Annotated in this window: 24 protein-coding genes; 6 read left to right on the forward strand and 18 right to left on the reverse strand. The window is 67.6% G+C overall.

Annotation, left to right across the window (positions count from 1 at the left end):
* Position 1: 1 nt before the first annotated feature.
* Positions 2-883 carry a sigma 54 modulation/S30EA ribosomal C-terminal domain-containing protein gene (locus GLP40_RS20960; protein ID WP_154789640.1) on the forward strand — a complete coding sequence of 294 codons (882 nt, stop codon included), beginning with the start codon at positions 2-4 and terminating at the stop codon, positions 881-883.
* A 361-nt stretch (positions 884-1,244) separates the two neighbouring features.
* Here the strand turns inward: GLP40_RS20960 and GLP40_RS20965 are convergent, their stop codons facing one another.
* Genes GLP40_RS20965 through GLP40_RS21025 form a run of 13 tightly spaced genes read right to left on the reverse strand, consistent with a single transcriptional unit; the run spans position 1,245 to position 13,215 of the window.
* Positions 1,245-2,189 (reverse strand): alpha/beta fold hydrolase, encoded by a 945-nt coding sequence (locus tag GLP40_RS20965; RefSeq protein WP_154789641.1) that lies wholly within the window; start codon positions 2,187-2,189, stop codon positions 1,245-1,247.
* A 27-nt stretch (positions 2,190-2,216) separates the two neighbouring features.
* Entirely contained in the window at positions 2,217-3,431 is a 1,215-nt protein-coding gene (locus GLP40_RS20970) for a TetR/AcrR family transcriptional regulator (RefSeq protein ID WP_154789642.1), read from the reverse strand.
* Positions 3,432-3,439: 8 nt separating this feature from the next.
* The gene (locus GLP40_RS20975) at positions 3,440-4,180 is read right to left on the reverse strand and encodes a hypothetical protein (protein ID WP_230329753.1); all 741 of its coding nucleotides are present in this window, start codon (positions 4,178-4,180) and stop codon (positions 3,440-3,442) included.
* A gap of 11 nt (positions 4,181-4,191) precedes the next feature.
* A complete protein-coding gene (locus GLP40_RS20980; RefSeq protein ID WP_154789643.1) occupies positions 4,192-5,367 on the reverse strand; it encodes an MCE family protein in 1,176 nt (391 codons plus the stop codon).
* A complete protein-coding gene (locus GLP40_RS20985) occupies positions 5,364-6,494 on the reverse strand; it encodes an MCE family protein (protein ID WP_154789644.1) in 1,131 nt (376 codons plus the stop codon). The genes GLP40_RS20980 and GLP40_RS20985 overlap by 4 nt, the downstream gene beginning before the upstream one ends.
* Positions 6,491-7,597 (reverse strand): MCE family protein, encoded by a 1,107-nt coding sequence (locus tag GLP40_RS20990; RefSeq protein ID WP_154789645.1) that lies wholly within the window; start codon positions 7,595-7,597, stop codon positions 6,491-6,493. Before GLP40_RS20990 ends, GLP40_RS20985 begins: the two co-directional genes overlap by 4 nt.
* Positions 7,597-8,631 carry an MlaD family protein gene (locus tag GLP40_RS20995; protein ID WP_154789646.1) on the reverse strand — a complete coding sequence of 345 codons (1,035 nt, stop codon included), beginning with the start codon at positions 8,629-8,631 and terminating at the stop codon, positions 7,597-7,599. Before GLP40_RS20995 ends, GLP40_RS20990 begins: the two co-directional genes overlap by 1 nt.
* A complete protein-coding gene (locus tag GLP40_RS21000) occupies positions 8,628-9,650 on the reverse strand; it encodes an MlaD family protein (RefSeq protein ID WP_328290467.1) in 1,023 nt (340 codons plus the stop codon). The genes GLP40_RS20995 and GLP40_RS21000 overlap by 4 nt, the downstream gene beginning before the upstream one ends.
* Positions 9,647-11,059: an MlaD family protein gene (locus GLP40_RS21005; protein ID WP_154789647.1), complete on the reverse strand. Its 1,413-nt coding sequence runs from the start codon at positions 11,057-11,059 to the stop codon at positions 9,647-9,649. The genes GLP40_RS21000 and GLP40_RS21005 overlap by 4 nt, the downstream gene beginning before the upstream one ends.
* Positions 11,060-11,067: 8 nt before the next feature.
* The gene (locus GLP40_RS21010; protein WP_154789648.1) at positions 11,068-11,931 is read right to left on the reverse strand and encodes an ABC transporter permease; all 864 of its coding nucleotides are present in this window, start codon (positions 11,929-11,931) and stop codon (positions 11,068-11,070) included.
* 1 nt (position 11,932) lies between these two features.
* A complete protein-coding gene (locus GLP40_RS21015; RefSeq protein ID WP_154789649.1) occupies positions 11,933-12,802 on the reverse strand; it encodes an MlaE family ABC transporter permease in 870 nt (289 codons plus the stop codon).
* On the reverse strand, positions 12,802-12,990 hold the full coding sequence (locus tag GLP40_RS21020) for a hypothetical protein (RefSeq protein WP_154789650.1): 189 nt from the start codon (positions 12,988-12,990) through the stop codon (positions 12,802-12,804). The genes GLP40_RS21015 and GLP40_RS21020 overlap by 1 nt, the downstream gene beginning before the upstream one ends.
* Positions 12,991-13,215: a hypothetical protein gene (locus tag GLP40_RS21025; protein WP_154789651.1), complete on the reverse strand. Its 225-nt coding sequence runs from the start codon at positions 13,213-13,215 to the stop codon at positions 12,991-12,993.
* A 214-nt stretch (positions 13,216-13,429) separates the two neighbouring features.
* Here GLP40_RS21025 and GLP40_RS21030 point away from each other — a divergent pair, with 214 nt between their 5' ends.
* Both GLP40_RS21030 and GLP40_RS21035 read left to right on the forward strand, forming a co-directional pair.
* Positions 13,430-13,672, forward strand: coding sequence for a hypothetical protein (locus GLP40_RS21030; protein WP_154789652.1), 243 nt, complete (start codon positions 13,430-13,432; stop codon positions 13,670-13,672).
* A 563-nt stretch (positions 13,673-14,235) separates the two neighbouring features.
* Positions 14,236-15,240 carry an oxygenase MpaB family protein gene (locus GLP40_RS21035; RefSeq protein ID WP_154789653.1) on the forward strand — a complete coding sequence of 335 codons (1,005 nt, stop codon included), beginning with the start codon at positions 14,236-14,238 and terminating at the stop codon, positions 15,238-15,240.
* 159 nt (positions 15,241-15,399) lie between these two features.
* Here GLP40_RS21035 and GLP40_RS21040 read toward each other — a convergent pair whose 3' ends face one another.
* A complete protein-coding gene (locus tag GLP40_RS21040; protein ID WP_154789654.1) occupies positions 15,400-15,663 on the reverse strand; it encodes a hypothetical protein in 264 nt (87 codons plus the stop codon).
* 168 nt (positions 15,664-15,831) lie between these two features.
* Complete coding sequence (locus GLP40_RS21045) at positions 15,832-16,320, reverse strand: MarR family winged helix-turn-helix transcriptional regulator (protein WP_328290468.1); 489 nt, start codon at positions 16,318-16,320, stop codon at positions 15,832-15,834.
* Positions 16,321-16,525: 205 nt separating this feature from the next.
* Here GLP40_RS21045 and GLP40_RS21050 point away from each other — a divergent pair, with 205 nt between their 5' ends.
* On the forward strand, positions 16,526-18,736 hold the full coding sequence (locus GLP40_RS21050) for a hypothetical protein (protein WP_230329754.1): 2,211 nt from the start codon (positions 16,526-16,528) through the stop codon (positions 18,734-18,736).
* 314 nt (positions 18,737-19,050) lie between these two features.
* Positions 19,051-19,731, forward strand: a complete 681-nt coding sequence (locus tag GLP40_RS21055) for an arsenate reductase ArsC (RefSeq protein WP_407671641.1) — start codon at positions 19,051-19,053, stop codon at positions 19,729-19,731.
* Between the two features lie 332 nt (positions 19,732-20,063).
* On the opposite strand, the gene GLP40_RS21060 is transcribed toward GLP40_RS21055, so the two are convergent.
* Both GLP40_RS21060 and GLP40_RS21065 read right to left on the reverse strand, forming a co-directional pair.
* A complete protein-coding gene (locus tag GLP40_RS21060; RefSeq protein ID WP_154789656.1) occupies positions 20,064-20,264 on the reverse strand; it encodes a hypothetical protein in 201 nt (66 codons plus the stop codon).
* 93 nt (positions 20,265-20,357) lie between these two features.
* Entirely contained in the window at positions 20,358-20,759 is a 402-nt protein-coding gene (locus tag GLP40_RS21065; protein WP_154789657.1) for a nuclear transport factor 2 family protein, read from the reverse strand.
* Positions 20,760-20,890: 131 nt separating this feature from the next.
* Here GLP40_RS21065 and GLP40_RS21070 point away from each other — a divergent pair, with 131 nt between their 5' ends.
* Complete coding sequence (locus tag GLP40_RS21070; protein WP_230329755.1) at positions 20,891-21,133, forward strand: NAD(P)-dependent oxidoreductase; 243 nt, start codon at positions 20,891-20,893, stop codon at positions 21,131-21,133.
* 35 nt (positions 21,134-21,168) lie between these two features.
* On the opposite strand, the gene GLP40_RS21075 is transcribed toward GLP40_RS21070, so the two are convergent.
* Positions 21,169-22,812: a DEAD/DEAH box helicase gene (locus tag GLP40_RS21075; protein ID WP_154789658.1), complete on the reverse strand. Its 1,644-nt coding sequence runs from the start codon at positions 22,810-22,812 to the stop codon at positions 21,169-21,171.
* Positions 22,813-22,905 lie beyond the last annotated feature (93 nt).

Consider the following 22,905-nt stretch of genomic DNA (forward strand, 5'->3'; position numbering starts at 1 on the left):
GTTGTGCGCGGCGAGGACCTTCGGCCCTGTTAGCGCCGCGGTGGCCGGTGATGACATGGAGCGTCAACGAACCAGGTCGAACTCGATCACCATCAGGAGGTCGTGCAGCGTGTACGCGAACGAGGTCGCCACCATGCCGGAACCGATCGTCGCGGTGATCGCGGAGGACGCGATCGCTGTGGAAGAGGAGCGGCGAGTTCGCCGCGAGATCACCCGAGTGCTTCGCCGCCACGGCTCGGCGGACGCCGCGCGCGTGCGCCTGACACGCGGATCCCGCTCGGACGGCACCACGCTCACGCAGGTCAACACGTGCGTCGCCGGGACGCCGGTGCGCTGTCAGATCGACGGTCCGGACGGACTCGCTGTGCGCTCGGCCGCCGAACGTCTCGATGGTCAGTTGGATCGCTTGCGGACCCAGGCCGCGCCCCGCTGGGCGCCCGATGCGTCGCGGCCGCCGCTGATCACGGTCGGCGAGGAACGGCCGATCGTTCGGCGCAAGGTCTGCGTGCCGCGCCTGTGCGATCCGGCGACCGCCGTCGCCGCCATGGATGCGCTGGACTATGACGCCCATCTCTTCACCGACCTCGACACCGGCGAGGAGGCCATCGTGTATTGGGCCGGGCCCCTGGGTGTTCGGATGGCGCGCCAGCGTCGGCTGTGCCCGCCCCGCGAGTTCGAACAGCTGCCTCTGACGATCAATCCCCATCCGACGCGCATCCTCACCGAATCGGCGGCGGTCCACCGTCTGTGCGACTACGGCCTGCCGTTCCTCTTCTACACCGACGCCGAGGACGGCCGCGGTCGCCTGCTGTACCGCCGCTACGACGGCGATCTCGGCTTGGTCATCGCCACGTCGGTGCCCCCGGTCACCGACGTGGCCTGATCCCGACCGTGGGAGCGGTACTCGGCGATCTGCTGCCGCTGGCGGTCGGTATGGCCATCTCGCCGATCCCGATCACGCGGGCATCCTGAAGTTGTTGTCGGCCAACGCGGGCCGGGTCGGCCCCGGCTTCGCCCTCGGCTCTTTGATCGGCGTCGTGGTGGTCGCCGATGCGGCGGTGCCGCGGTCGGGCGCTTCAGACGGCCGCGGGAACGGGCAGCCGTCGGCGACGGTGCCCTGGCGCGCGTGTGATGACGGCCGTACCGCTGATCGTGGGCGCGACCATCACCGGCTCGGTCCAGCGGCCCGAATCCGCCGGGGCGGGAACGTATCCGACGAACCGGCCCCGGTTCGAGGTGACGCCTCACGCCCCGGACAGCGGCTGGGCGCCCGCTGCCGTGGCCGCGGGATCGGACGCGGTGGCCTCGGATCCGGAGATGAAGGCGTCGGTCCAGCTCACGGTCAGCTGCTGGAGGGCTGCGACATTCGCGGATCGTGGAAAGCCGCAGGCTAGTTCGCCGACGGCGTCGGAACTCGGCCCCTCGGCGTCGGTGTGGACGCCGGAGGGCAGCCTGACGCCCACGAACGGTCGGTGGAGCAGGGTCTGGAGCGTGTTCGTACCCCCGGCGAAGTTGTTGCACAGGCCCGGCGGTCCGGAGACGGTCAGGATCGGCAGGCCGGTGGGGTCGAGGTCGGTCAGGGCGGTGTCGGTGTTGTTGCCGAGGAAGGACTTCACGGGGTCGAGGAGTACCAGGCCGCGCAGGTCGCGCCAGGTGTCTGGATGGGCGGTACGGAGTCGGTGGGCCACGTATTCGACGGCCTCGGCTCCGGCCGAGTGGCCTATGAAGACGAGCTGTCGCGGCAACGGGGGCGCGTCGCGGCCGGCGGCGGCCGCCGCGGTGGCGAGGCTGCGCGCCAGTGCGCCGATGGGATCGACCGCGGTGGTGAACAATTCGGCCACGTTGTCGAGGAACCGGGTGTTGTCACCCAGGTTCTGCAAGGTGCAGCCCGCGAGATCGACGAAGGGCAGGCTCGGGGCGAAAACGAGATAGCCTGCGTTCGAAAGGGTTTCGGCCAGGGATGCGACGTTCGCGTTGGTGCGGGCGAATCCGTGTTGCAGCCAGACCAGTCCGCGGGGCATGCCCTCGGGCAGGTACCAGTCGGCACTCCGATGCAGGCTCGCGGTGGCGCACCGCAGATCGATCTCTCCTGGCAGCCGGGTGGCGGTAGCGGTGGCCGGGGTGATGGCGATGACCGTGGCGGCGCACAGGGCGGCGAAGGCGATCGGGGCCGAACGACGGAAGGGCATGACGACTCCAGGCTGATCCAGGCGATATCAGTGTGCGCCGCGGCCGAAGAGGACGGCTTCCATGAGCCGGATCACCCACTGCCGCGGATAGATTCGCTCGTTGTCGCCGAAGACGCGACCGTAGTCGACTACCAGCCCGAGGGCGGCGTGGACCAGAATGTGGCCCTCGGCCGGGGTGAGTTCGGTGCGCACCCGGGCCAGCAGGGTCGCCCACTCGGCGACGACGAGGCGTTGCACGACACGAAGTGTCGCGCGCTCGTGGTCGGGGACGTGGCCGAATTCGGCGAAGTAGACGAAGATCAGTTCGGGTTCGTCGAATGCCCCCGTCACGTACATGTCGATGAGCTTGGCGAGTGCCTCGGCGGGACCGGAGGATTCGGCGAGAGTGGGACCGATCACCGCTGACATGCGGTCGGCGGCACGGCGGAAGGCCGCATTGAGCAGGTCGCTCTTGCCGCGGTAGTAGCGGTACACCGTCGAGGCCGAGGGCAGGCCCGCGGCGTTGGCGATGTCCTCGACCGCGACATTCGGGTACCCGTGCTCGTAGAACAGTCGAATCGCCTGTTGCAGTAGCTGTTCGTGTGTGAGGGTCGGCGGCACCTCCACCGCGGGCGGCGCCGCGGGTGGCAGTTCGAGCGTCGGCAGGTCGCACTCCACCAGCGCCCAGCACGCCGAATTCAGCAAGCCGGTGAGGGCTTTCGCACCGAGCGTGATGCGATGGTCACCCAGGCAGCTCACCGTGCTGAGGAGCCCGACGGCGCGCACCCGCCGCTCATGGTCCGACAGCTCCGGGCGGACCTTGCCCAGCAGGCCGCCGATCACGGTGATGGCGGTGGCGAAATGCCGGTCCACCGTCTGCTTGTCGTCGGACTCGAGGTACCGGGATTCCCAGCGCGCCAGCCCGACCGTTGTCCGATTGGCGATGGTGCCCGTGATGATCCCGTCGATGGCGTGGCCGAGCCGTCGGCGGTCGGGCCAGGTCGCGGCCTCCGGTGGCAGGCTCACGGCGGCCACGGTCAGCTCGCCCAGACGCAGTAGCTCGCCAGCGAACAGCGCGTACTTGCTCGGGTAATGCCGGTAGAGCGCCGTGGAGGAGATGCCGAGCCGGGCCGCGATGTCTTCCATACTGACCCGGTGATAACCGAGCGCGGCGAACTCGGCGGCCGACACCGCGGCGATCTGGGCTCGCCGGTTCTTGGGGCGTCGGCGTACCGCCCGCGCATCCGGTTCGGGGGCGGGCATGACGGAGCTCACTGCTGCGGCTGCTGCGCCAGTGGCGAATTCACCTTGTTCACCAACCACCGGTCGCCGGAGCGCTCCAGCCGCATGACCATGGACAGCTGACCGGGCGCGGGCTTGCCCTGGGTGCCCAGGCTGGTGATGGTCTGCCCGATCACCACGATGGCCTCGGCGGAGTCCCGGTCGGCATTGCGGATCGCGCACTGCACATCGGTGGCCTTGGAGACCACTTGGCCCTGGGTGAGGACATCGCGCAGATCCTTGCTGGTGGAGTCGAATTGCTTGCGCCAATCACCGGTCGCGCCGTCGAGCACGGCGGTGAAGTAGGCATCGAGGTTCTTGGCGTCGTAGGAGGCCAGCGCCGGCGCGTACTTGCAGGCCGCGGTCTGGGCCTGTTCCCGGGCGGTGAGCAGCTCCTTGTCGCGAGCGTCGTGCTGGGAAAAGACGATGCTCGACCCGATCGACGCCGCGAGCGCGAGCGCCACCGCGGCCCGCGCCGCGATCCGGCCGCGTTTGCCCAGATCGGGAATCGATACCTGTGAGAGACGCGACTTCATTGCGCGCGCAGTGACTTTCGTACGCTCGGCGGTCGGTGAGGTGGCGCTGGTCCGGTCGTCGGCTGCCGCAGCATCGGCGTTGGCCGCCGTGTCCACCTCGGCGTCGATGAACTCGGTTCCGATCGTCCCGGTCGTCGCGGCGTTCGTCTCTTCGAGGGCCTCGGCCGCGTCCTGCTGGATCATGCTGTCGCTCATGGGAAGTCTTCCTATCGGGGGATGGGCTGGGACATTTCGTTGCCGGAGACCCCCGGCGGTTCGGTCGCCCCGTTGTCGGGCACGTCGGGCCTGGGCGCATCGGCCGAGCCGCGGATCTGCAGTGCTGGATTGGCGGTGACGCAGTAGTTGTAGAGCCGCACCCGGGTATCGGTCTGGATGTCGGTAGGCACCACCGGGATGGTCTCGTAGTCGCAGCTGGGCCGCGGCCACGGATCGACGAGCGTGTTGTATGCCCCGTCGTGGGCCGGCACTCCGAGCGCCTCCGTACCCACCCGCAGGGCGGGGAAGAGCGCGGCAATGGCCGGGGCGCGCAGTGTGGCGGCCTTGGTGATGGATACGAAGTTCGTCACCAGATTGGTGATGGGGTCCTGGGTTTCGGAGATGAACCCGTTGAGGGTGGCCAGTTGGCCGGGTCCCTGCTGGAGCAGTGTGCGCAGTTCTTGGTCGGCCGAGGCGAACTGGTCGAACAGCACGCTGCCCGCCTTGGTCAGGGTGCCCAGATCGGGCTGGGCGTGCTGGGTGGTGCCGGCGATGACCTCGAGGTTCTCGATGAGCCGGCGGGTCTGCGGAAGCAGATCGTCGAGGCCCGACATGGCCCGGCTGATGCCGGAGATCATGTTGCGCAGCCGATCCGGGCCGCCCGCCAGGGCCTTGTCCAGCTCATCGATGATCGTGGTGAGTCGGTCCGGGTTCATGCCGCCGATAAGATCGCTCAGGTTGCTGAACACCGACTGGATCGGTACCGGCACGCTGGTGCGCGCCCGCTCGACCAGCGATCCGTCACGCAGGTAGGGCCCGGTGTCGGAGTCGGGCCGGAAGTCCAGATACTGCTCCCCGGCGGCCGACAGCCGCCCCACCGCGACGACGCCGCCGACGGGAATCCGTGCGCTGTTGTCGATTTCGGCGACCGCGGCCACTCCGTCTCCGGCCACACGCACATCGGTGACCTTGCCGACCCGGCTGCCTCGGAAGGTGACGTCATTGCCGGGCAGCAGCCCGCCCGAGGTCGCCAGCTCGACCGTCACCGAGTAGGTGTGCGGAATCGGGTTGAACCGCAGCACATACCCGCCGATGTAGCCCGACCCGAGGACCAGCACCACGATCAACCCGATATTGGCGATGGCGATGCGATGCCGCACCACCCAGTGCCACAGTGGCGGATTCATCGATCGCCTCCCTGCTGCGATTGCTCGGGCTGCGGGTCCGGTTGCCGCGGCGGGCTGGTGAGTCGGCCGAACACCTTCTCCAGCACCTGCGTCAGGCTGCCGATGAACTGCCCGGCATCGCCGAGTTCCGGCCATCGGCTACCGCTGGGGTCGGTGAGCGCGCCCACACTCAGATACGACACGGTCGCCGCCACGGCCAGCGCGGGCCCACGCAGGCTGGCCATGAGTGACGGAGAGATGTTGTGCAGTCCGTCCAGTGCCTCGGTCAGCTGATCACTGTGCGCGAAGCCGGACATGAGCGCCTGAATGCTGTCGAACAGGCTCACGAAATCCCCGCCGGTGGTGTCGGCGAAGTCGCCGAGCGCGTCGGTGGTGGTGGCCACCTTGGCCAGCAGGTCCACGATCCGCTGATTGTTCTCGGTGAGCAGGGCGATGAGCGCGGGAAAAGTATCGGCCGCCGCGCCGAGTTGCGCCTTGCGCCGGGCCAATTCGTCCGAGAGGGAATTCATCCCGCCCAGCAGCTGGTCGATGTCGCCGGTGCGGGCATTGAGCGCGCCGATGGCGGCGGTCATCTCGGTGATCAGATGCGACAGTTCCGGGGCCCGGCCCGCGAACATGGAGTTCATCTCGCCGGTGATCGTGGCGGCCTGATTGATGCCGCCGCCGTTGAGCAGCAGTGAGATCGACATCATGAGCTGCTCCACCGGCGCGCCTGCCGCGGTGTGGTCGGGACCGATGGTGTCGCCGTCCCGCAGCGGCTCCCCGCCCTCCTGTGCCGAGGGCAGGGTCATGGCCACGAACATGTCGCCGAGCGGAGTCGCCTGGCGCAGTTCGACAGTGGTGCCCTTGGGCAGCCGGATGTCGTCGCGAATGAGCATCTGCACGTCCGCGAGGAAATTGGTGGTCTTGATCTTGGTGACCACGCCGATATCGGTGCCGCCGATCTTGACGTGCGCGTGGTCGGGCAGATTCAGCGCGTCGGCGAAGTCCCCGTGCACGGTGTAGCCGGGCGCGCCCAAACCAGGTTTGGGCATGGGCATGGTATCCACCGTGACCGCGCACCCGGTGGTGGCGAGCAGGGCGGTGGCGGTCAGCAGCCCACCGAAAGCCGTTGTGCGTAGTCTCATTTCAGGTTCGCGATTCCCAGGAGTGCGGCGGTGATACCGAAGTCGGGGCCGAAGTCCTGCACCTTGCCGGTGCGGCAGCCGTCCATCCGCATCTGGATGCGCTCGCAGAAGGTCGACAGGATTTCGCCGTCGAGGATCGACTTGTCCAGCAGGCCGTGCAGGCGCAGCGCCTGATGCTCTTCGCTGGTGGCATTGGCGATGTTCTGGAACAGCAGCGGGCCGACGTCGACGATCTCGGTCAGCCCCCGGGCATTGGCGCGCATCTGATCGGTGATCGACACGAAGCGGGTGAGCGCGCCTGCCAGCTGATCCTTGTTCTGCCCCACCAGGGTCGAGGTATTGGTGACGAAGTCGTCGAGCTGCCGCAGCACCGCGTCGATGCCCGGCGCCTGCTCGCCCATCAGGTTCACCAGCTCGGTGAGCCGCCCGCTGAAATCCCGCACCGTCTGGTCATTGGAGGCGATGACCTGGGTGATGTCATTGAGCTTGATGATCGTGTTGGAGATCTGATCCTTGTTGGCGAGCGTCACCTCGAAGGCCGAGGACAGCTGGTCGAGGGTCTCGCGCAGCCTGTCGCCATTGCCGTTGAGGAGTGGGAACAGCACCCGGCTGGCCATCGGCCCGGTGGTGTCGTCGCCTTTGAGTGCATCGCCGAGCTGGGAGAAGGTGGCGAGGATGCGGTCCAGCTCGACCGGAACCCTGGTGCGCTGCACCGGAATGTACGCGCCGTCGGTGAGGGTCGGGCCGGCTCCGGTGTAGGCCGGAGCCAGCTCCACGTGACGATTCGTGATCAGCTGCGGATTCACCAGCGCCGCAATGGCGTCGGCGGGGATCTTCACGTCCTTGTCCACTGACATGGTGACCTGGACGTAACTGCCCTTGGGCGTGACGGTTTCGACCGTCCCGATCGGAACCCCCAGCACCGCGACGTCATTGCCCGCGTAGAGGCCCGCGACGTTCTCGAAGTCCGCGGTGATCTTCATCCGCCCGCCGAGATACTCCTTCGACAGCGAGGACACCGAATCGGGCAGCATTCCGCACGCCGAGATGAGCAGGACCGCGCCGCACGCCGCGGCCAGCTTCAATCGTCTCCGAAGTGTCATCACTTGCACCCCTGCACGGCCCGCGCGAAACACAGCCAGTTGTCCGGGAACAGCCACGGCGCGTACACATTTCCGTACGGTCCGTCGCCGAGCACATTGTTGAACTGCCGTAAGGCGACCGGCATGATCTGGTAGAGCCGGTCGAGGTTGCCCTTGTTCTTCTCCAAGCCCTCGGACATGGTGTTCAGATCGGTGATGAGCGGGCCGAGCTGGTTGTCGTTCTCCAACCCCATCTGCTGCAACAGTTTCGACAGCGAGGCGACGTTGTCCAGCAGCTGCTTCAGCAGGGTCTGCCGCTGCTGCACCGCGCTGCCTATCGCCTCTCCGCGAGTGAGGAGCAGCAGCACGCTGTTCTGGTTGTCGGAGGCCAGCTGGGAAACGGTGTCCATGCTTTTGAGCAGTGTGTCCACCTCGTCGCGGCGGTCATTGATCACCCTCGCCAGTGCGCCCACGCTGTCGAGGGCCTGCACGGTCAGCTCGGGCGAGGCGCCCATCTGCTGATCCACCAGATCCAGCGCCTGCCGCAGCTTCTGCGGATCCAGCTTCTCGATCCGCTCGAAGCTGTTCTTGTACTGCGGATCCTGAATGACCTTGCCCAGGTTGTAGGGCACCGAGGTATGGTCCAGCTTGATCCGGTCCCCGGGCAGGGCCCTGCCATCGCCAGGCGTCAGGTCCACGTGCAGCCGGCCGAGGATGGTGGACATCTTGATGGCCGCGCGCGCCTCGTCGCCGAGCTTGATGTCGCGGTGCACCTTCATGTCCACCAGCACCTTGCCGTTGTCCAGCCTCACCGCGCTGACCTGCCCGACCTCGATGCCCGACACGTCCACGGTCGCGCCCGGCCGCAATCCGGCGGCCTGGGCGAACTCGGCGTGAATCGTCTTGTCGCCCAGCTGTGCCTGCTCGATCAGCGTGGACCCCACCAGCAGCAGCACCACGAACGCGGACGCGTAGAGGCCCAGCCGCAGATATCTGTTGCGCAGGAAGCCGGGGTAGCGGATCGGGTGCGGGGTCCGAACGCGTGGTCGCCTCATCGGCACACCTCCGAATGGGATTGGCCGCCGATCTGGTTGAACAGACCGGGCGGGAGCAGCACGCCCCACAGTGAGACATCCAGGCTGCACAGATAGGCATTGCCGTACGCGCCGTAGCTGCTGAAACGCGCGACGCCATTGAGCATGTCGGGCAATTCGACGGCGGCCTTGTCGAGCGAGGCGCCATTGAGCAGCAGCAGAGCCACACCGGCGGTGGCGTCGGTCTGCGCCCGGGCCGCCCCGGGCTTCACCTGGGCGAGCACGGTCACCAGCGAATTCGTGGCCGCCGCAACGCGTTCCACCGACGACTCGAGCGCGGTGCCCTGCGTGTACAGCGCCTCGGTGAGCGCGCGCGCCTGGGTGATCAGAGTTTCCAGCTCGTTGCTGCGATCGGCCAGGCCGGAGATCACGCTGCTCAGATTGCTGACCACCTGGCCGAGGATCTCGTCACGCTGCCCGAAGGTGGTCGCCAGCTGCGCGGCCTGCGTGACGAGCGCGCTGAGCGACACGCCATTGCCCTGCAGGGCCTGGATCAGCGTCTCCGACAGCGAGTTCACCTGATCGGGCTGCAATACGCTGAACAGCGGCTCGAAGCCCGACAGCAGCGAGGAGACGTCGAAGGATGGTTCGGTCCGCTCGATCGGGATCTGCCCGCCCGGCGACATCGGCGCACCGGCGTCCTTGCCGGGCATCAGTGCGATATAGCGCTGGCCGATGAGGTTCTGGTACCGCACCAGCGCCTTGGTCGAGGTGGTCGGGTGCTGATCTTCCTCGATGCGGAAGTCCACCCGGGCGCGGTAGCCGTCGGTGAAATCGATCTTGTCCACGCGTCCGACCCGCACCCCCGCCATGCGGATGTCGTCGCCGACTCGCAATCCGAGCACATCGGAGAACACGGCGGAGTAGTCGTGCGTGCGGCCGGGCACCGAACGCTGGAGCGTCGACCACATGGTGTAGGTCAGCACGATCGCCACCACGGCGAAAAGACTGAAGCCCGCCAGGGCTTTTCCCGATTTCACGATGCGCCTCCCGTGTCGGCGGGAACCAGGGAACCGCCCGCGAGGATGGGGCTGAGCAGCAGCACCTGCGCCGCGTTCGGCTTGCCGCCGACCAGGGCGGCGATGGCGTCGGCGCCACGCAAACCGGCGGGTTGGGCCTCGGCCGGAGTGGTCTCGGTCGCTGAGGCCGGCGCGGTGAGTCCCGGAATCGCCGGCAGGCCGGGAATGGCGGGCAGACCCGGGAGGGTGGACACGTTCGGCAGCCCGGGTACGGCCGGCTGGGTGGTCGCGGCGGGCGCGGGCCCGGCGGCATCGAGCCTCTTGGGCATGAGCTGCAGCGGAAACTCCTGCGCCGGTGCGCCTTCCGGCACCGTGGAGCCGCCGCAGCGCGGCCCGGACAGATCGCCGTAGCGCGGGCAGTCCGCCGCCGTGTACTGCTGGAACGGCGTGAAGGACACATCCATTCGCCAGACCATCTGCTTTTTGGGTCCGAAGGTGAAGGTGGACTGCAGCCGCTGCAAGGCGGTATTGAGGTTCGCGATGGCGAAAGGAATGGCTTGCGGGTCCTGGGCCAGGCTGCCGAAGAGCTGGTTCAGGCCCGATACCAGGAACTTGCCGGAATCGGGATTGCGGGCGAAGAGCCCGTTCACCGTGTCCACCGCCGTGCCGCCGCTGGTCAGCAGGCTCATCAGCGCAGCACGCTGCTCGGTGAGGGTGCGTGCCGTGGTCACCGACTTCGCCAGTGTTCCCACCAGATCGGGAGCCGACTGGCTCAACGCCGTCGCGGCACGACCCAGATTGCCGAGCAGATCGCCGATGCCGTCGATACCGCGGACCTCGGTGATCCAGTGGTCCAGCCGCTCGACGGTCGAGCCGGGTACCCGTGACGACGGATCCAGGGCCGCCGACAGCGTGGAAAGCACCCGGCCCAGCTTCTCCGGCTGAATGTTGTTCAGCACCGTACGCAGGACGTTGAGTGTGGTCTGCAACTGGATGGTCGCGGCGCTGGTGTCCTCCGGAATGGTCGCGCCCGACCGCAGCGTGTCCTTGGTGGGCGTGGTGTCGACCAGTTCGACCGCGGTCACGCCGAACAGATTGTTGGGAATCACCCGCGCCGTCACCGTCGCCGGAATCGTTTCCGCCACTCGTGGTTTCAGCGCCAGCGCGGCCCGCTGCCGCTCACCCTTGGCCACCACCGACACATCCTCGACGCGGCCGACGACCATGCCGCGGAACTTCACGTCGGCGTGGTCGGGCAGCCCGTCACCGGTGCTGGTGAGCTCCGCGGTGACCGCCACCTTGTCCTCGAAGCGGCCGGTGTAGCGCAGCGCCAGCAGATACAGCAGCAGCGACACGGTGGCGATCAGGGCGAGTCCGGCCAGCGTGAGCTGCCGGGCCGTGGGGCCCCGCCCGCTAAGATCGAGAATCATCGAAACACCTATCCCGAGATGCGGAAGCCAGGGTCGATGCCCCAGATCGCAAGGGTCAGAAAGAGATTGACGAAGACCATGACGACGATGACCATCTTGATGGCCTGCCCGGCCGCCACCCCGACACCTTCGGGTCCGCCGGTGGCGACGTAGCCGTAGTAGCACTGGATGAATGTCGAGATCATCACGAACACCATGACCTTGAGCAGCGACCAGAACACGTCCGGTCCCAGCAGGAACTGGAAGAAGTAGTGGTCGTATGTGCCGGCGGTGGTGCCGCCCAGGATCAGCACCGACAGCTTGGTCGCCAGGTACGCCGTGGCCAGGCCCACGCTGTAGAGCGGGATGATGGTCAGCGTGGACGCGATCATGCGGGTGCTGATCAGATACGGAAGCGGCCGGATGGCAAGGGATTCCAGCGCGTCGATCTCCTCGGAGATGCGCATGGCGCCCAGCTGTGCGGTGAACCGGCACCCGGCCTGAATGGCGAACGCCAGCGTTGCGATGACCGGCGCGAGCTCGCGGGTGGTGGCGAAACCGGAGATGGCGCCGGTCAACGGCGTCATCGTGAGCAGGTTCAACGCGGTGAACGACTCCATGCCGACCGTGATGCCGCCGAAGCCGCACAGCGCCGCCACCACGCCGATGGTGCCGCCGCCCACCACCAGTGAGCCGTTGCCCCAGCCGATGTCGGCGGTCAGGCGCAGCACCTCCTGGCGATAGTTTCCGAGCGCGAACGGAATAGCGAGCATCGCTTGGAAGAAGGTGATGACCTGGTGACCGATGCGCTGATTCGCCCGCACCGGCGCCGTGACCACGGCCGCCGCCATCCGCACCGGCTTCAGCGCCGGGGGAGTGTAGGTACTGCCCATCTCAGACCACCTTCGTCGGCAGCAGCGTGTTGTAGAGCTGGGTGAGCACGATATTGGTGGCGAAGAGCATGAGCGCGGAGCTCACCACCGCCGAGTTCACCGCATTGGCGACCCCGCCCGGACCGCCGTGCGCGTGCAGGCCGATATCACAGGCGATCACCGCGGTCAGCAATCCGAAGACGGCGGCTTTCAACACCGCGATCACCAGGTCGTTGGCCACGGCGAAGGACGCGAACGAGCCGATGAACGAACCCGGCGTGCCCGACTGGGCGTAGACGTTGAACATGTACGCCGTTGCGAAGCCCACGAAGACGATGAACCCGCACAGCAGCATGCTCACCAGTACCGCGGCGGCCAGACGCGGGGCGACCAGCCGCCGGACCGGATCGACACCCATGACCTTCATGGCGTCGATTTCCTCGCGGATGGTCCGGGAGCCGAGGTCGGCGCAGATGGCCGACCCGACCGCGCCCGCGATCATGAGCGAGGTGACCAGCGGTGCGCCCTGGCGGATGATGCCGAGCCCGGCTACCGCGCCGATGAAGGTGGTCGCGCCGACCTGATTGACCAGTGCGCCCAGCTGAATCGACACCACCACCGAGATCGGAATGGCGACCAGCACCGTCGGCGCGGCCGAGACGCTGGTCATGAACGCGCACTGCTTGACGAACTCTCGATACGGGAACCGCCTCCGCAGGATCGATACGACCAGCTGAATAAGCGCGTCGCGACCCAGATCCACCTGTCGCCCTAGGGTTTCCAGCGAGCGCTGCGGATGGCGCCGCCATAGCCCGCGGACGCTGTCGCCGATCCGCTCGAGCTCGGTCGGTTCCGCATCCGCTGTGGCGGAGGACTTTTCGAGTGTCGTCATCAGGCCGTGCCCTCGAGATGGCGCTGCAGCAGGACCAGGAGGTAGCCGATCACGGAGACACTCGCGGCCATGGTGCACAGCACGGCCACCCACAGCCCGAAGCGCAGGACGGGGTTGACTTTCATACGCCCACCGAGAATCTTGATCCCGATCACCAGGATGTCGATGAGCCAGACCAGGGCCATCATCTACGTCATGCACACATTCGAGAAGGTGAGCACGGGCCAGCACACGATGGATCCCAGGAACGAGATGATCACGTCGATGCCGTGCATGCGCTTCAGATGCGAGGTGTGCGTGAGGGTCCAGATGACCCCGACCAGCCCGTAGGGGATAGCGAGAATGATGAGCGTGCCGAGGAACTCGGACACCTTCATCTCGTAGCTGAGTATGCGATCCAAGCGTTTCAGCATGGTGGCGAACGTCCTTTCACGTTGCCCGCGCCTGAAGTGCGCGAGCGGTCGCAGCGACGTATGTTACTCATCATTCTCATGAATGGAAGTAGTTCTGGTGATCTTCTCTGTTCCATACCCGTTGCAGTAACGTCGATCGCGCAAGGTTACTTGGGACTTGGGCGGTCGCAAGTTAGTGGTCATTCATGGAAGTAGCTGCCTTCGTGGGGTGGGCGTGACGGAGATCCGGCCGATCGGCGAGCAGCTGCGCCGCCGACTGGGCGATCGGCGCTTCCTGTTGGCGCTGCCGCGGGCGTTGGGGTTGCGGAACCCGCACCCCGTGATCGCGGTCGGGTCGGTGCGGCGCGTGCCGATCCGCCTGTGGGAGTACGAGAAACGCACCGTTTCGCGGATGATCTACATGGCGCACTCGGATCGGGACATGCGCCCGGTGATCCGAATGCGCACGAGCCTGTGAAGGGCGTCGACGGGACGTACGCCGCTGTCGCGCCCAGCGGCCCGATGTCTTCGCCTTCCAGTGCACGGCAGATGCGGGACACGCTGATGGCCGCCGCTGAGGTCTTCGGCCCCGGGCTGACCCCGAAGGATTGGGACCGATACACATCTGAAGAATAGACGGCAACATTATGCATGCTCTGAGTGCCGCTTAGTTGAAAGACGTCACTGATCCGCTTCCATCCAGAAAGAATGATGGGTAACATCATCGCGGTGTCGGCCTAACTCGGCACAGGTTGGACGAGGGCGAGGGAGTGTCCGATGCAGGCAGGGGTCGGGTACGTCGGCCGGCCGCGACGAGTGCTGGACGGGTTGCGAATCGATCCCGGGACCGGTCGGGGAGTGCCGGGCCGATCGCCATCCATCGGACCATCGGCCGCGGTCGGCCGGGTGCGCGGCGGGGACGGCGATCCTCGAATTCCTGGTGCTGCTCGGCACATTCGATGTTCTGTATATCTGTGCGCGGTTGGCCCGAGAGGTCTCGGCCCGCACGCTGCGCCTGATCCTGACGGAGAGAGGTAACCCATGACGACAGCGGCAGCGCAGCCGTCCGGCTGGAACGACGGACAGGAGCAGTCGAATCCGGATCCGACCGCGGATCCGGGCAGGGCTCGGGTGCGGCGGATCTCGGCCGCGCCCACAGGGGCGGCCGGGGGTGCGGCGACCCTGACCCTGGAACAAACCCGCATCCACATTCCCGGCACACACCGCCCGGACGCCAAGCGGCCACCGAAGCTCGAAGACGCGATGGACTTCTGGCAGTTCTCGGGGGCCGCCGCGAATGTCGCCATGCAGATGGCGCGGCCCGGCGTCGGCCACGGCGTGGCCGACAGCAAGGTGGAATCCGGGGCGCTCATGGTGCATCCGTGGAAGCGGTTGCGCACCACGGCCTCCTATTTGGCGGTGGCGATCCTGGGCTCGCCCGAGGAGAAGACCGCCTTCCGGGAGGCGGTCGATGTGGCGCATCGGCAGGTGAAGTCGGAGCCGGGCGCGGCGGTGAAATACAACGCCTTCGACCGCGATCTGCAGATGTGGGTGGCGGCCTGCCTCTACATCGGATTCGAGGACTCCTACCAGCTGCTCAATGGCAAAATGAGTCCCGAACAGGCCGAGGCGTTCTACTCCACCTCCGCGCCGCTGGGCACCACGCTGCAGGTCACCGAGGAGATGTGGCCCACGACCCGCGCCGAGTTCGACGAGTACTGGGTCGAGGCCTGTCGGCAGGTGGCCGCCGACGAGAAGATCCGCAGCTTCATCGACGACCTGCTGCACCTGCGCATGATCCACTGGTATCTACGGGTCATCTTCGGGGGCCTGCTGCGCTTCCTGACCGTCGGATATCTGCCGCCCTACTTCCGTGAGCAGATGGGAGTGGAGTGGACGGCCGTGGACCAGCGCCGCTTCGAGCATCTGTTCCTGTTCGTCGGGTTCGTGAATCGCTTCATTCCCAGGTTCATCCGAACCATGGGTACCCGCACGATGATGGCCGACGTGCGCCGCCGCATACACCGGCGCAAGGCGCTGATCTGAATTCACGGCGTATCGGTGCGTCCAGGCCGAGGAAATCGCGCGGGAGGGTGCGGTCGCACAGTGGGTGAGTTATTCGGGGATATCCGATGTCCCCGCGCTGATGCGCGAGTGCGCGTCCGGGCGGGAGCTGACCTCGATCGATGGCCGGGCCAGCCTCCCTCATCGAAAGGCTGTGAATCGCAAGGCTTTCGCGCGGTCATCCGGCCGGGGCCGGACCGCCGTTCCGTTCGACGGCGGGCGCAGGCGGCAGCGCAGGCAGATCCGATCGGATCGGCGCTGCGTGTCGATCGTCCAGCGCGAGCATCGGCCGCAGCGGGTCGACACCGGCCAGCTCGGCAGGTCGACCAATCCGATCGTCAGCATGACGACGACCACGGCGAGATTCATTGCGGCCAAAGAGAAAGCCACGACATCCAGGGTCATGGGTCTCAGCCCCCTCGGGTGCGAATGTGCTGATGGACCGCCCCGAGCCCTCGGTGAGGTCGTCGTGCCCGGCGGCTGCACCCCTGAGGCGTATCTTCCACGCTAGCAAAAACTGGCACTGAGCAACAGTTGCTCTATGCCACGATTTTGGCTCGGGGGAACGCCGAGTCAGAGCTGGTAGCTGTCGACATCGAGGTCTGCGGGCGGCTCGCCGCCCGCGCGGGTGAAGGCCGTGAGAGCGCGAATCAGGCCGGAGCGGTCGGCTTTCGGCATCTTCTCCACCACGGCGGCGAGTTCGCGCCTCCGGTGCGCGGTCACGGCGTCGACGACCTCCCTTCCGCGCCCGGTCAATTCGATGATGAGCTCACGACGGGAGTCCGGATTCGGTTTGCGGTCCACAAGTCCCGCACCGACCAGTCGGTCGACCATGCGGGCCGCGGTCGAGGGCTGCACATCCAGTGCGGTGGCCAGTGTGACGACCTTGGACGGTCCGCGCGTTGACAGGATCACCAATGTCCGGAACTGGGGGATGGTGATCGAATCGTCAACCAGGGTGAGCGAGCGCGCGGACAGGGCGACGAGCAATCGGGAAGCGCCCAGCAGGGCGTCGGTGATCTCGTCCACCGACTCCGCGGCCACCGCATCCTTCGCCGCCACCACTACCTCCGCACGTTCGACCGCTGTCTGATTGCTCCTATCCTGCCGGGTCCATCCGGGGTGTGTGTGCACCGGCATCGCCTTCGTGATGAAATCGAACTGGGGTATATGGCAACTGTTGCATACTGCTTGAATCAGGTAGGGTCTCCGACTCGTGGGAGATCGTGCAGCACTCCGTCTTCGAACCGACGGGTGTCGGTGGGGAATGGTCACCGTGGTCGGCGTGGTCGCAGGATGCATGTCGGTCCTGCTGGCCAATCCCCGCCATTTCTATACCGATGACACCGAATCGCAGTACGCCCCCATGTGGGTGATGCTGGGCCGGCACCTGCACGAGGGGCGCTTCCCGGCGCTGGTGCCGTGGGAGTGGATGTCGGGCAACTACTCCATGGAGGAGGCCGGGCTCTACAACCCGCCGCAACTGCTCGTGGACTGGTTCGCGCCGGCCTTCGATAATCTGGCGCTCTACGTGACGGTCGTGAAACTGATCTTCTCGGTCATCGCCGCGCTCGGCGTCTTCCGGGTGTGCCTGGCCTACGGTGCGCGCGGGTCGTGGGCGGCGGTGGCGGCCACCGCGTTTCCGCTGTCGGGCTGGTTCCTGTTCTTCGACGAAGCCAGCTGGGCGACCTCGCTCACCGGCACGGCGTGGATGCTGCACGCGTGGGCCTCGGCCGTCCGCTACACACGCACCCCGGCCGACCAGCGGCGATGGACCAATGGGCCGATACCGGTGTTCGTATTCCTGTACCTCGCCATCTCGGTCCAATACGTCTTCCCCGCAGTCGAATCCGCGTTGATGGTCGGCGCGGTCGCGGTGGGCGAGGTGGTGCGGCAGCGCAGCTGGCGGCCGTCGCTGCGATTGCTGGCGGTGGCGGCGTGCGCCGGGCTGGCCGGTCTCGAGACGTATCTGCCGGGCATGCTGTCCTCGCCGGTGACCTGGCGCGGCAATGAGCGCATCCTGTCCGAGGACTTCCTGACCGTACCGTGGTCGGAGTCGTTGAATGCCAGTCTGCCCAGTACCGTTCCGGCGTTCACCGGCTGGTGGGGCTATGTGCAGCCGCTGCCGATGGTCTACATCGGCTGGTTCCTGATTCCCTTGCTGGCCTTCATCGATTGGGCCGCGGTGCGCCGATCCGCGCGCGAACACACCGGTCCGGCGCTGTTCGCGCTCATCTTCCTGATGTGGACTGCCGGGCCCGGCCGGATCGGGCCGCTGCGCTGGCCGGCGCGGGTGCTGCCCATGCTGGCGGTCGGGCTACTGGTGCTGGTGTGCCTGTGGCTCAGCCGCCACGGCACTTTCGGCGTCCGGCGGCGGGGGATCGCGGCGGCGGTGTTGCTCGGACTGCTGTTCGTCCGATCCTTCTGTGCCGCACCTCATCTGGTGGTGCGGCACCTGATCGCGGTCGCCGTGGTGGCCGCGCTGACCGCGGCCTTCGTGTGGCTGGCCCGCACTCGCGGTCCGGCGGCGGCCTGTGCGCTGGCGATCGTGGCCATGTTCCCGATTGCCTACGACCAGGTGCGCGCGCAGTCACCGACGCCCATGTCGTACCACTTTCCGGAGCGGCGTTCGGAGATGACAGCGGCCTTCCCGCATTTCGACGGCGTCACCCTCCAGCTCGCGGACCGCGCACTGGTGCCCCCGGCCGAGCAGAGCGCCGCCGGCGCCTGGGGTTCGCTGGCTTTCGGCAACTACGCCAAGAATCTGCGCCTGAACTATGTGAACGCATACACGCCGATCGGATACCGGGAGTTCAGCAGGCTGCTGTGCATGGGCTGGGACGGCAGTACCTGCCCGGCCGCATTCGGCGCGGCCTTCTCGGTCGAACCCGCCACGGGGCGCACATATGTGGATCTGATGAAGGTGGATCGCATTGTGCTGCAACGCGCCCAGTATCCGGATGCGGGCAACCAGCCCGCGCCACCCGGCTGGAAGTGGGTGGACTATCCCGGGCATGAGCGCTATATCTGGGTGCTCGAACGCGAGAACGGCCCGGTCTCCACGACGCCCGGTCCGTCCGACGCCCATGGTGTGACCGCCACGCAGCTCGGACGCGACAGTGTCAGCAGTCACCTGCGGGTCACCTCCCCCGATGGCGGCCGCCTGGTCTTCGCCCGACTGGCCTGGCCGGGCTACCGTGTCACGCTCGACGGGGCGGACATCGGATTCCACACGGTCGCGGATACCTTTGTCGCGGTCGATATTCCGCCGGGCACCCGGGATGCCGACCTGGTTGTGGCGTGGCGCCCGCCCGGGTGGACGGTCGGCATCGCCACCGCGCTGGCCGGGCTGCTGGGCCTCGCGGCGTTGCAGTGGCGGTACCGCCGGGACCGCCGCGACGACGATGAGGCCGAGACCGGTCTGCCCGCAGTGGATTTCGATCCGCTCACCGAACCGCGCAAGCCCGTCCTCGTCTGACGGGCGCGGCGGGATTCTGAGCTCGCCCAATCCGTCAGGCGGTGGCGCGGCGTGTCCGGCGTCCGGGTGTGGCGGATCGGGCTCGGCGTCCTCGGGGTTCGGGCGCGCTGCTCGCCGACCCCCGCGGCGCGATGGTCGTGGCCGTGGTCACACCTGTGTGGTGTTCGCTCAGCGCGAAGCCGTTCGACGAGCCGCGCTCGGTAGGCTCGAATGGTTTCCGAGCAATAGTTATGGTCTATCGCCGCGGGATGGCTGCGTTTCTCGTCCGGGCGGCGATCGGGGGACGGCGATAGGCTGGACGGCGAGTGGAGGGAATGATCGTGGACGAGAATCCCGGCACCGCCCTGTCTTCGGTCACCGCGCCCGACGCGGATCGGACGATGCTGGGCGCGGCCTCGGAACGACTGGCGCAGGAGTTCGCCGCGGTGGCGAACGCCGCCACCGTCGAGCGCATCCTCGCCGGCTCCTACACGCACCTCGCCGCGATCGGCATCGCCGGTGACCGGTTGCCGGGATTCGCTGAGCGGTTCGCTCGGGAACGGTTGACGGCCTTGGCCAGAGCCGAGGGGCGGGCCGTTCACACCGGGCCGACCGTGCTGTTCGTGTGCACGCACAACGCGGGGCGCTCGCAGATGGCGCTCGGGTTCTTCAATCGGCTGGCGGGGAACCGGGCGTCGGCGTGGTCGTGCGGTTCGGCGCCGGACGTGGCGGTGAATCCGCTGGTGGTGGCGGTCATGGCCGAGCGTGGGGTGGACATCGCCGACGAGTTCCCGAAACCGTGGGCCGATGAGCTCATGCGTGCCGCCGACGTGATCATCGACATGGGATGCGGCGACACCGACCCGATCATCGCCGGGCATCGATTCGAGCAGTGGCCGTTGCCGGACCCCGTCGGCGAGGACATCGAGGAGATTCGCGGCATTCGCGACGAGATCGAGGTCCGGGTGCGCCGCCTGGTGGCCAACCTCGGGCTGGCGGCCTCCCCGGTCTCCTGACCCGCTCACGCGTGTTCCACTGCCAGGGGGACCTCCCGGGCCCCGGAGGGTATCCGATCAGGCTTGGCGAGCGAGGCGGCCCATGTGGTGTGCGATCGAGTGGCGGTTCGGGATTTGTGGTGGCTATGTTCCTGCGCCGCAGGGACTTTCGGCCGTAACGCAGAGCGGGGCATCGGGGCATGCTCTACAGCACCGATAAGGGCATGCGGAAGGCCCGGAAGGGAGGTGGTTCATCGACCGGATTCGACACAGCGGTGACCCGTGCCCCCGTTGATGCATCCCCGGTGTTATCACAGACGTCCGCTCAACGGGGGCACTCGCGTGCACGGTGGTCAGGGGAGTGGCGCGCGCAGGTCGTGGATGTGCACGACCGCATGGACCGGCTGATCGACGCCATGCTCGTCATCACCTCCGGCCTGGACCTGGACGAGACGGTCTTGGACCTCCGCGAGGAGTTCACGAAGCCGCCATTCGGACAGCGCCTCCACCATCGGAGTTCTGTCGCTGGAACGGGGCACTGGACCGCCCGACATGCGGGCGATTCTTCCACCTCGGGGAATCGGCGCGCGACCAAAGTGCAAACATCCCAAGTGGTTCGGAGCGCACGCCCCGCATTTGCCGGAGCGTCAGGGGGTGAGGGGTTTGCGGCGCGGGACGACACGGCGGTGGCTGATGCGCCACCCGGCGGCGGTGCGTACGACGGTGTCCTCATAGGTGACGCTGCCGGTGGTGCCGTCGGCATTGACCGCCAAACCCTTGGCGAGCGTTTCGACAGTGTCCGCGGTGGCGGGGGAGACGATGATATTGCTGACGTGATGGCCCAGCGGGTTGGCGTCGCCGAGCTGAAGTGCCATATCGCGCAGAGCGTCTCGGCCCGTCACCACGCCTGCGCCGTAAGCCGTCAGGTCGTAGACGGCATCGTCGGTGAAGACCTCACCGAAGCGTTCGAACGCCCCGATATCGCTGAGATGTCCGTGCAGGGCGAGCAGTTCGTGAATGGCCAGACGATCGGCCGTCGAGATCGACATGGGTGGCAGTGTGGACCCGAACAGTTCGGGGGGCCAGTTATTTTCAGCAGAGGTGCGGCAATGTCGCAGTGAGTTGTCGCCGAAGTCATTCGGCGGCAACATCTGCGGCACCAGCCGATTACGCGGTCGCGGTGCGCGGGCACCGGGACGCCCTGAACGTGCTGCGCATCTCGAACCGCCGCTGGACCTACTTCAGCCCGGCCGAACTGATCGCGCCGGGCGAGCGCACCGGCCGCTTCCGTATCGGCGAGGACGAGCGCATAGTCGACGCCGAGGGCCACAGCCGCATCTCCATCGAAGACGCCGCGGTGGCCCTACTCGACGAAGCCGAGCTTCCCCGTCTCGTGCAACGCCGCTTCACGATCGGCTACTAGCGTTGGCGAGTGTGTCGTGGCCGACAGTCCCCGAACTAACCGTTGCGGCGACGGCGGGTCCCGCCATCGGTGCGGGCGAATCCGGTTCGGCCGCCGCTATCGCGCGTGCGAGCGCCGGCTCGCTCATGCTGCCGGGGGCCCGGGTCGCTGTGGTCGGCGCGGTTGCGGTTGGGCGACTTATCACCCGTTGACGCCGTGCGCGGGTCGTGGCCGCCCGAGGAGGGGCTGCCGGAGGCCGCGCGAGGTTTTCCGGCTGCTCGGGTGCCGGAGCGGCGGCCGGGCCGACCTTCGGCGGGGATCTCCGCCTTCCGGGGCGCGGGACGGTCGGGGATTCGAGCCTCGTCGGCGGCGCGGGGGCCGGACTTGCGGCGGCCTCGGGCTGATGCCGGGTTGGCGTCGGTGGCTGCCGCGTGGGTGCGCTGCTGGGGCCGGCGAGGACCGCGCGCCCGCGAAGGGCCGGTGTTTGCGCGGCGAGGCGCGGCGGTATCGGCCTCGGGAAGGGCGACCAGCGAGGCCACAGCGCCGATCAGCTGGGTGACCTGCGGAGAATCGGGGGTGACGGGCTGTGGGGTCGCGGTGATCTTGGCCCTGCGTAGGAGGGCTGCCAGGTCGCTGCGCTGGTCGGGCAGGACCAGGGTGATGACGTCGCCGTGGTTGCCGGCGCGGGCGGTGCGGCCGGAGCGGTGGAGGTAGGCCTTGTGCTCGGCGGGCGGGTCCACGTGGACGACCAGCTCGACGCCGTCGACGTGCACGCCGCGGGCGGCGACGTCGGTGGCGACGAGGACCTTGGCGGCGCCGGAGGCGAAGGTGGCGAGGTTGCGGTCACGGGCGGGCTGGGTGAGATTGCCGTGCAGGTCCACGGCGGGAATGCCCGCGGCGGTGAGCTGGCGGGCCAGTTTGCGGGCCTGATGTTTGGTGCGGGTGAACAGGATTCGGCGTTCGGCGCCGGAGGCGAGGCGGTGGACCACCGCGCGCTTGGCCTCCACGGTGGGCACCTCGAAGATGTGGTGGGTCATCGCCGCGACGGGCGAATTCGCTTCGTCGACAGCGTGTTTCACCGCATTCGGGAGGAAGCGCTGGACGAGCTTGTTGACGCCGTTGTCCAGGGTGGCCGAGAACAGCAGCCGCTGACCGTCGTCGGGGGTGGCGGCCAGAATGCGCGTGACGCCGGGCAGGAAGCCCAGATCGGCCATGTGGTCTGCCTCGTCGATGATGGTGATCTCGACCGCGTCGAGGCTGATCAGGCCCTGCCGCATGAGGTCCTCGAGGCGGCCGGGACAGGCGATGACGATATCGACCCCCCGCTCGAGCGCGCGCACCTGCCGATGCTGGGAGACGCCGCCGAAGATCGTGGTCACCGACATGCGGTAGGCGGCCACGAGGGGCTCGAGGGTGGCCGCGATCTGGGTCGCCAACTCCCTGGTCGGCGCGAGCACCAGCCCGGCCGGGTGATTCGGGGCACAGCGCACCGACCGCGCGCCCAGGCGATCCACCATCGGAATCGAGAAGGCCAGGGTCTTCCCGCTGCCGGTCTTCCCGCGTCCGAGCACATCCCGCCCGGCCAGCGAATCGGGCAGGGTGTCGGCCTGGATCGGGAACGGCTCGGTGATATCGGCGGCGGTCAGCGCGCGCACGAGCGGTTCACGCACGCCGAGCGCGGCGAAGGAGGACGAATTCATCGGTGTGGCAGTGCCTTCGGAGAGGTCCTGGTCGCGCAGCGGAAACACTGCTAGCGAGGAGTTAGCGAAGTAGGGCACTCGATGTGGCCCGGC

Source organism: Nocardia aurantiaca, assembly GCF_009708175.1.
GTDB classification, from domain to species: Bacteria; Actinomycetota; Actinomycetes; order Mycobacteriales; family Mycobacteriaceae; genus Nocardia; species Nocardia aurantiaca.

Coding starts and splice junctions, on each gene's coding strand:
- GLP40_RS20970 (WP_154789642.1), bottom strand. CDS start 3,431: ATGCCCGCCCCCGAACCGGATGCGCGGGCGGTACGCCGACGCCCCAAG.
- GLP40_RS21035 (WP_154789653.1), top strand. CDS start 14,236: ATGACGACAGCGGCAGCGCAGCCGTCCGGCTGGAACGACGGACAGGAG.
- GLP40_RS21055 (WP_407671641.1), top strand. CDS start 19,051: ATGATCGTGGACGAGAATCCCGGCACCGCCCTGTCTTCGGTCACCGCG.
- GLP40_RS21040 (WP_154789654.1), bottom strand. CDS start 15,663: ATGACCCTGGATGTCGTGGCTTTCTCTTTGGCCGCAATGAATCTCGCC.
- GLP40_RS20990 (WP_154789645.1), bottom strand. CDS start 7,597: ATGACACTTCGGAGACGATTGAAGCTGGCCGCGGCGTGCGGCGCGGTC.
- GLP40_RS20965 (WP_154789641.1), bottom strand. CDS start 2,189: ATGCCCTTCCGTCGTTCGGCCCCGATCGCCTTCGCCGCCCTGTGCGCC.
- GLP40_RS21075 (WP_154789658.1), bottom strand. CDS start 22,812: ATGAATTCGTCCTCCTTCGCCGCGCTCGGCGTGCGTGAACCGCTCGTG.
- GLP40_RS20975 (WP_230329753.1), bottom strand. CDS start 4,180: ATGAGCGACAGCATGATCCAGCAGGACGCGGCCGAGGCCCTCGAAGAG.
- GLP40_RS20995 (WP_154789646.1), bottom strand. CDS start 8,631: ATGAGGCGACCACGCGTTCGGACCCCGCACCCGATCCGCTACCCCGGC.
- GLP40_RS20985 (WP_154789644.1), bottom strand. CDS start 6,494: ATGAGACTACGCACAACGGCTTTCGGTGGGCTGCTGACCGCCACCGCC.
- GLP40_RS21015 (WP_154789649.1), bottom strand. CDS start 12,802: ATGACGACACTCGAAAAGTCCTCCGCCACAGCGGATGCGGAACCGACC.
- GLP40_RS21010 (WP_154789648.1), bottom strand. CDS start 11,931: ATGGGCAGTACCTACACTCCCCCGGCGCTGAAGCCGGTGCGGATGGCG.
- GLP40_RS21065 (WP_154789657.1), bottom strand. CDS start 20,759: ATGTCGATCTCGACGGCCGATCGTCTGGCCATTCACGAACTGCTCGCC.
- GLP40_RS21060 (WP_154789656.1), bottom strand. CDS start 20,264: ATGTCGGGCGGTCCAGTGCCCCGTTCCAGCGACAGAACTCCGATGGTG.
- GLP40_RS21020 (WP_154789650.1), bottom strand. CDS start 12,990: ATGATGGCCCTGGTCTGGCTCATCGACATCCTGGTGATCGGGATCAAG.
- GLP40_RS20980 (WP_154789643.1), bottom strand. CDS start 5,367: ATGAATCCGCCACTGTGGCACTGGGTGGTGCGGCATCGCATCGCCATC.
- GLP40_RS21005 (WP_154789647.1), bottom strand. CDS start 11,059: ATGATTCTCGATCTTAGCGGGCGGGGCCCCACGGCCCGGCAGCTCACG.
- GLP40_RS21025 (WP_154789651.1), bottom strand. CDS start 13,215: ATGCTGAAACGCTTGGATCGCATACTCAGCTACGAGATGAAGGTGTCC.
- GLP40_RS21050 (WP_230329754.1), top strand. CDS start 16,526: ATGGTCACCGTGGTCGGCGTGGTCGCAGGATGCATGTCGGTCCTGCTG.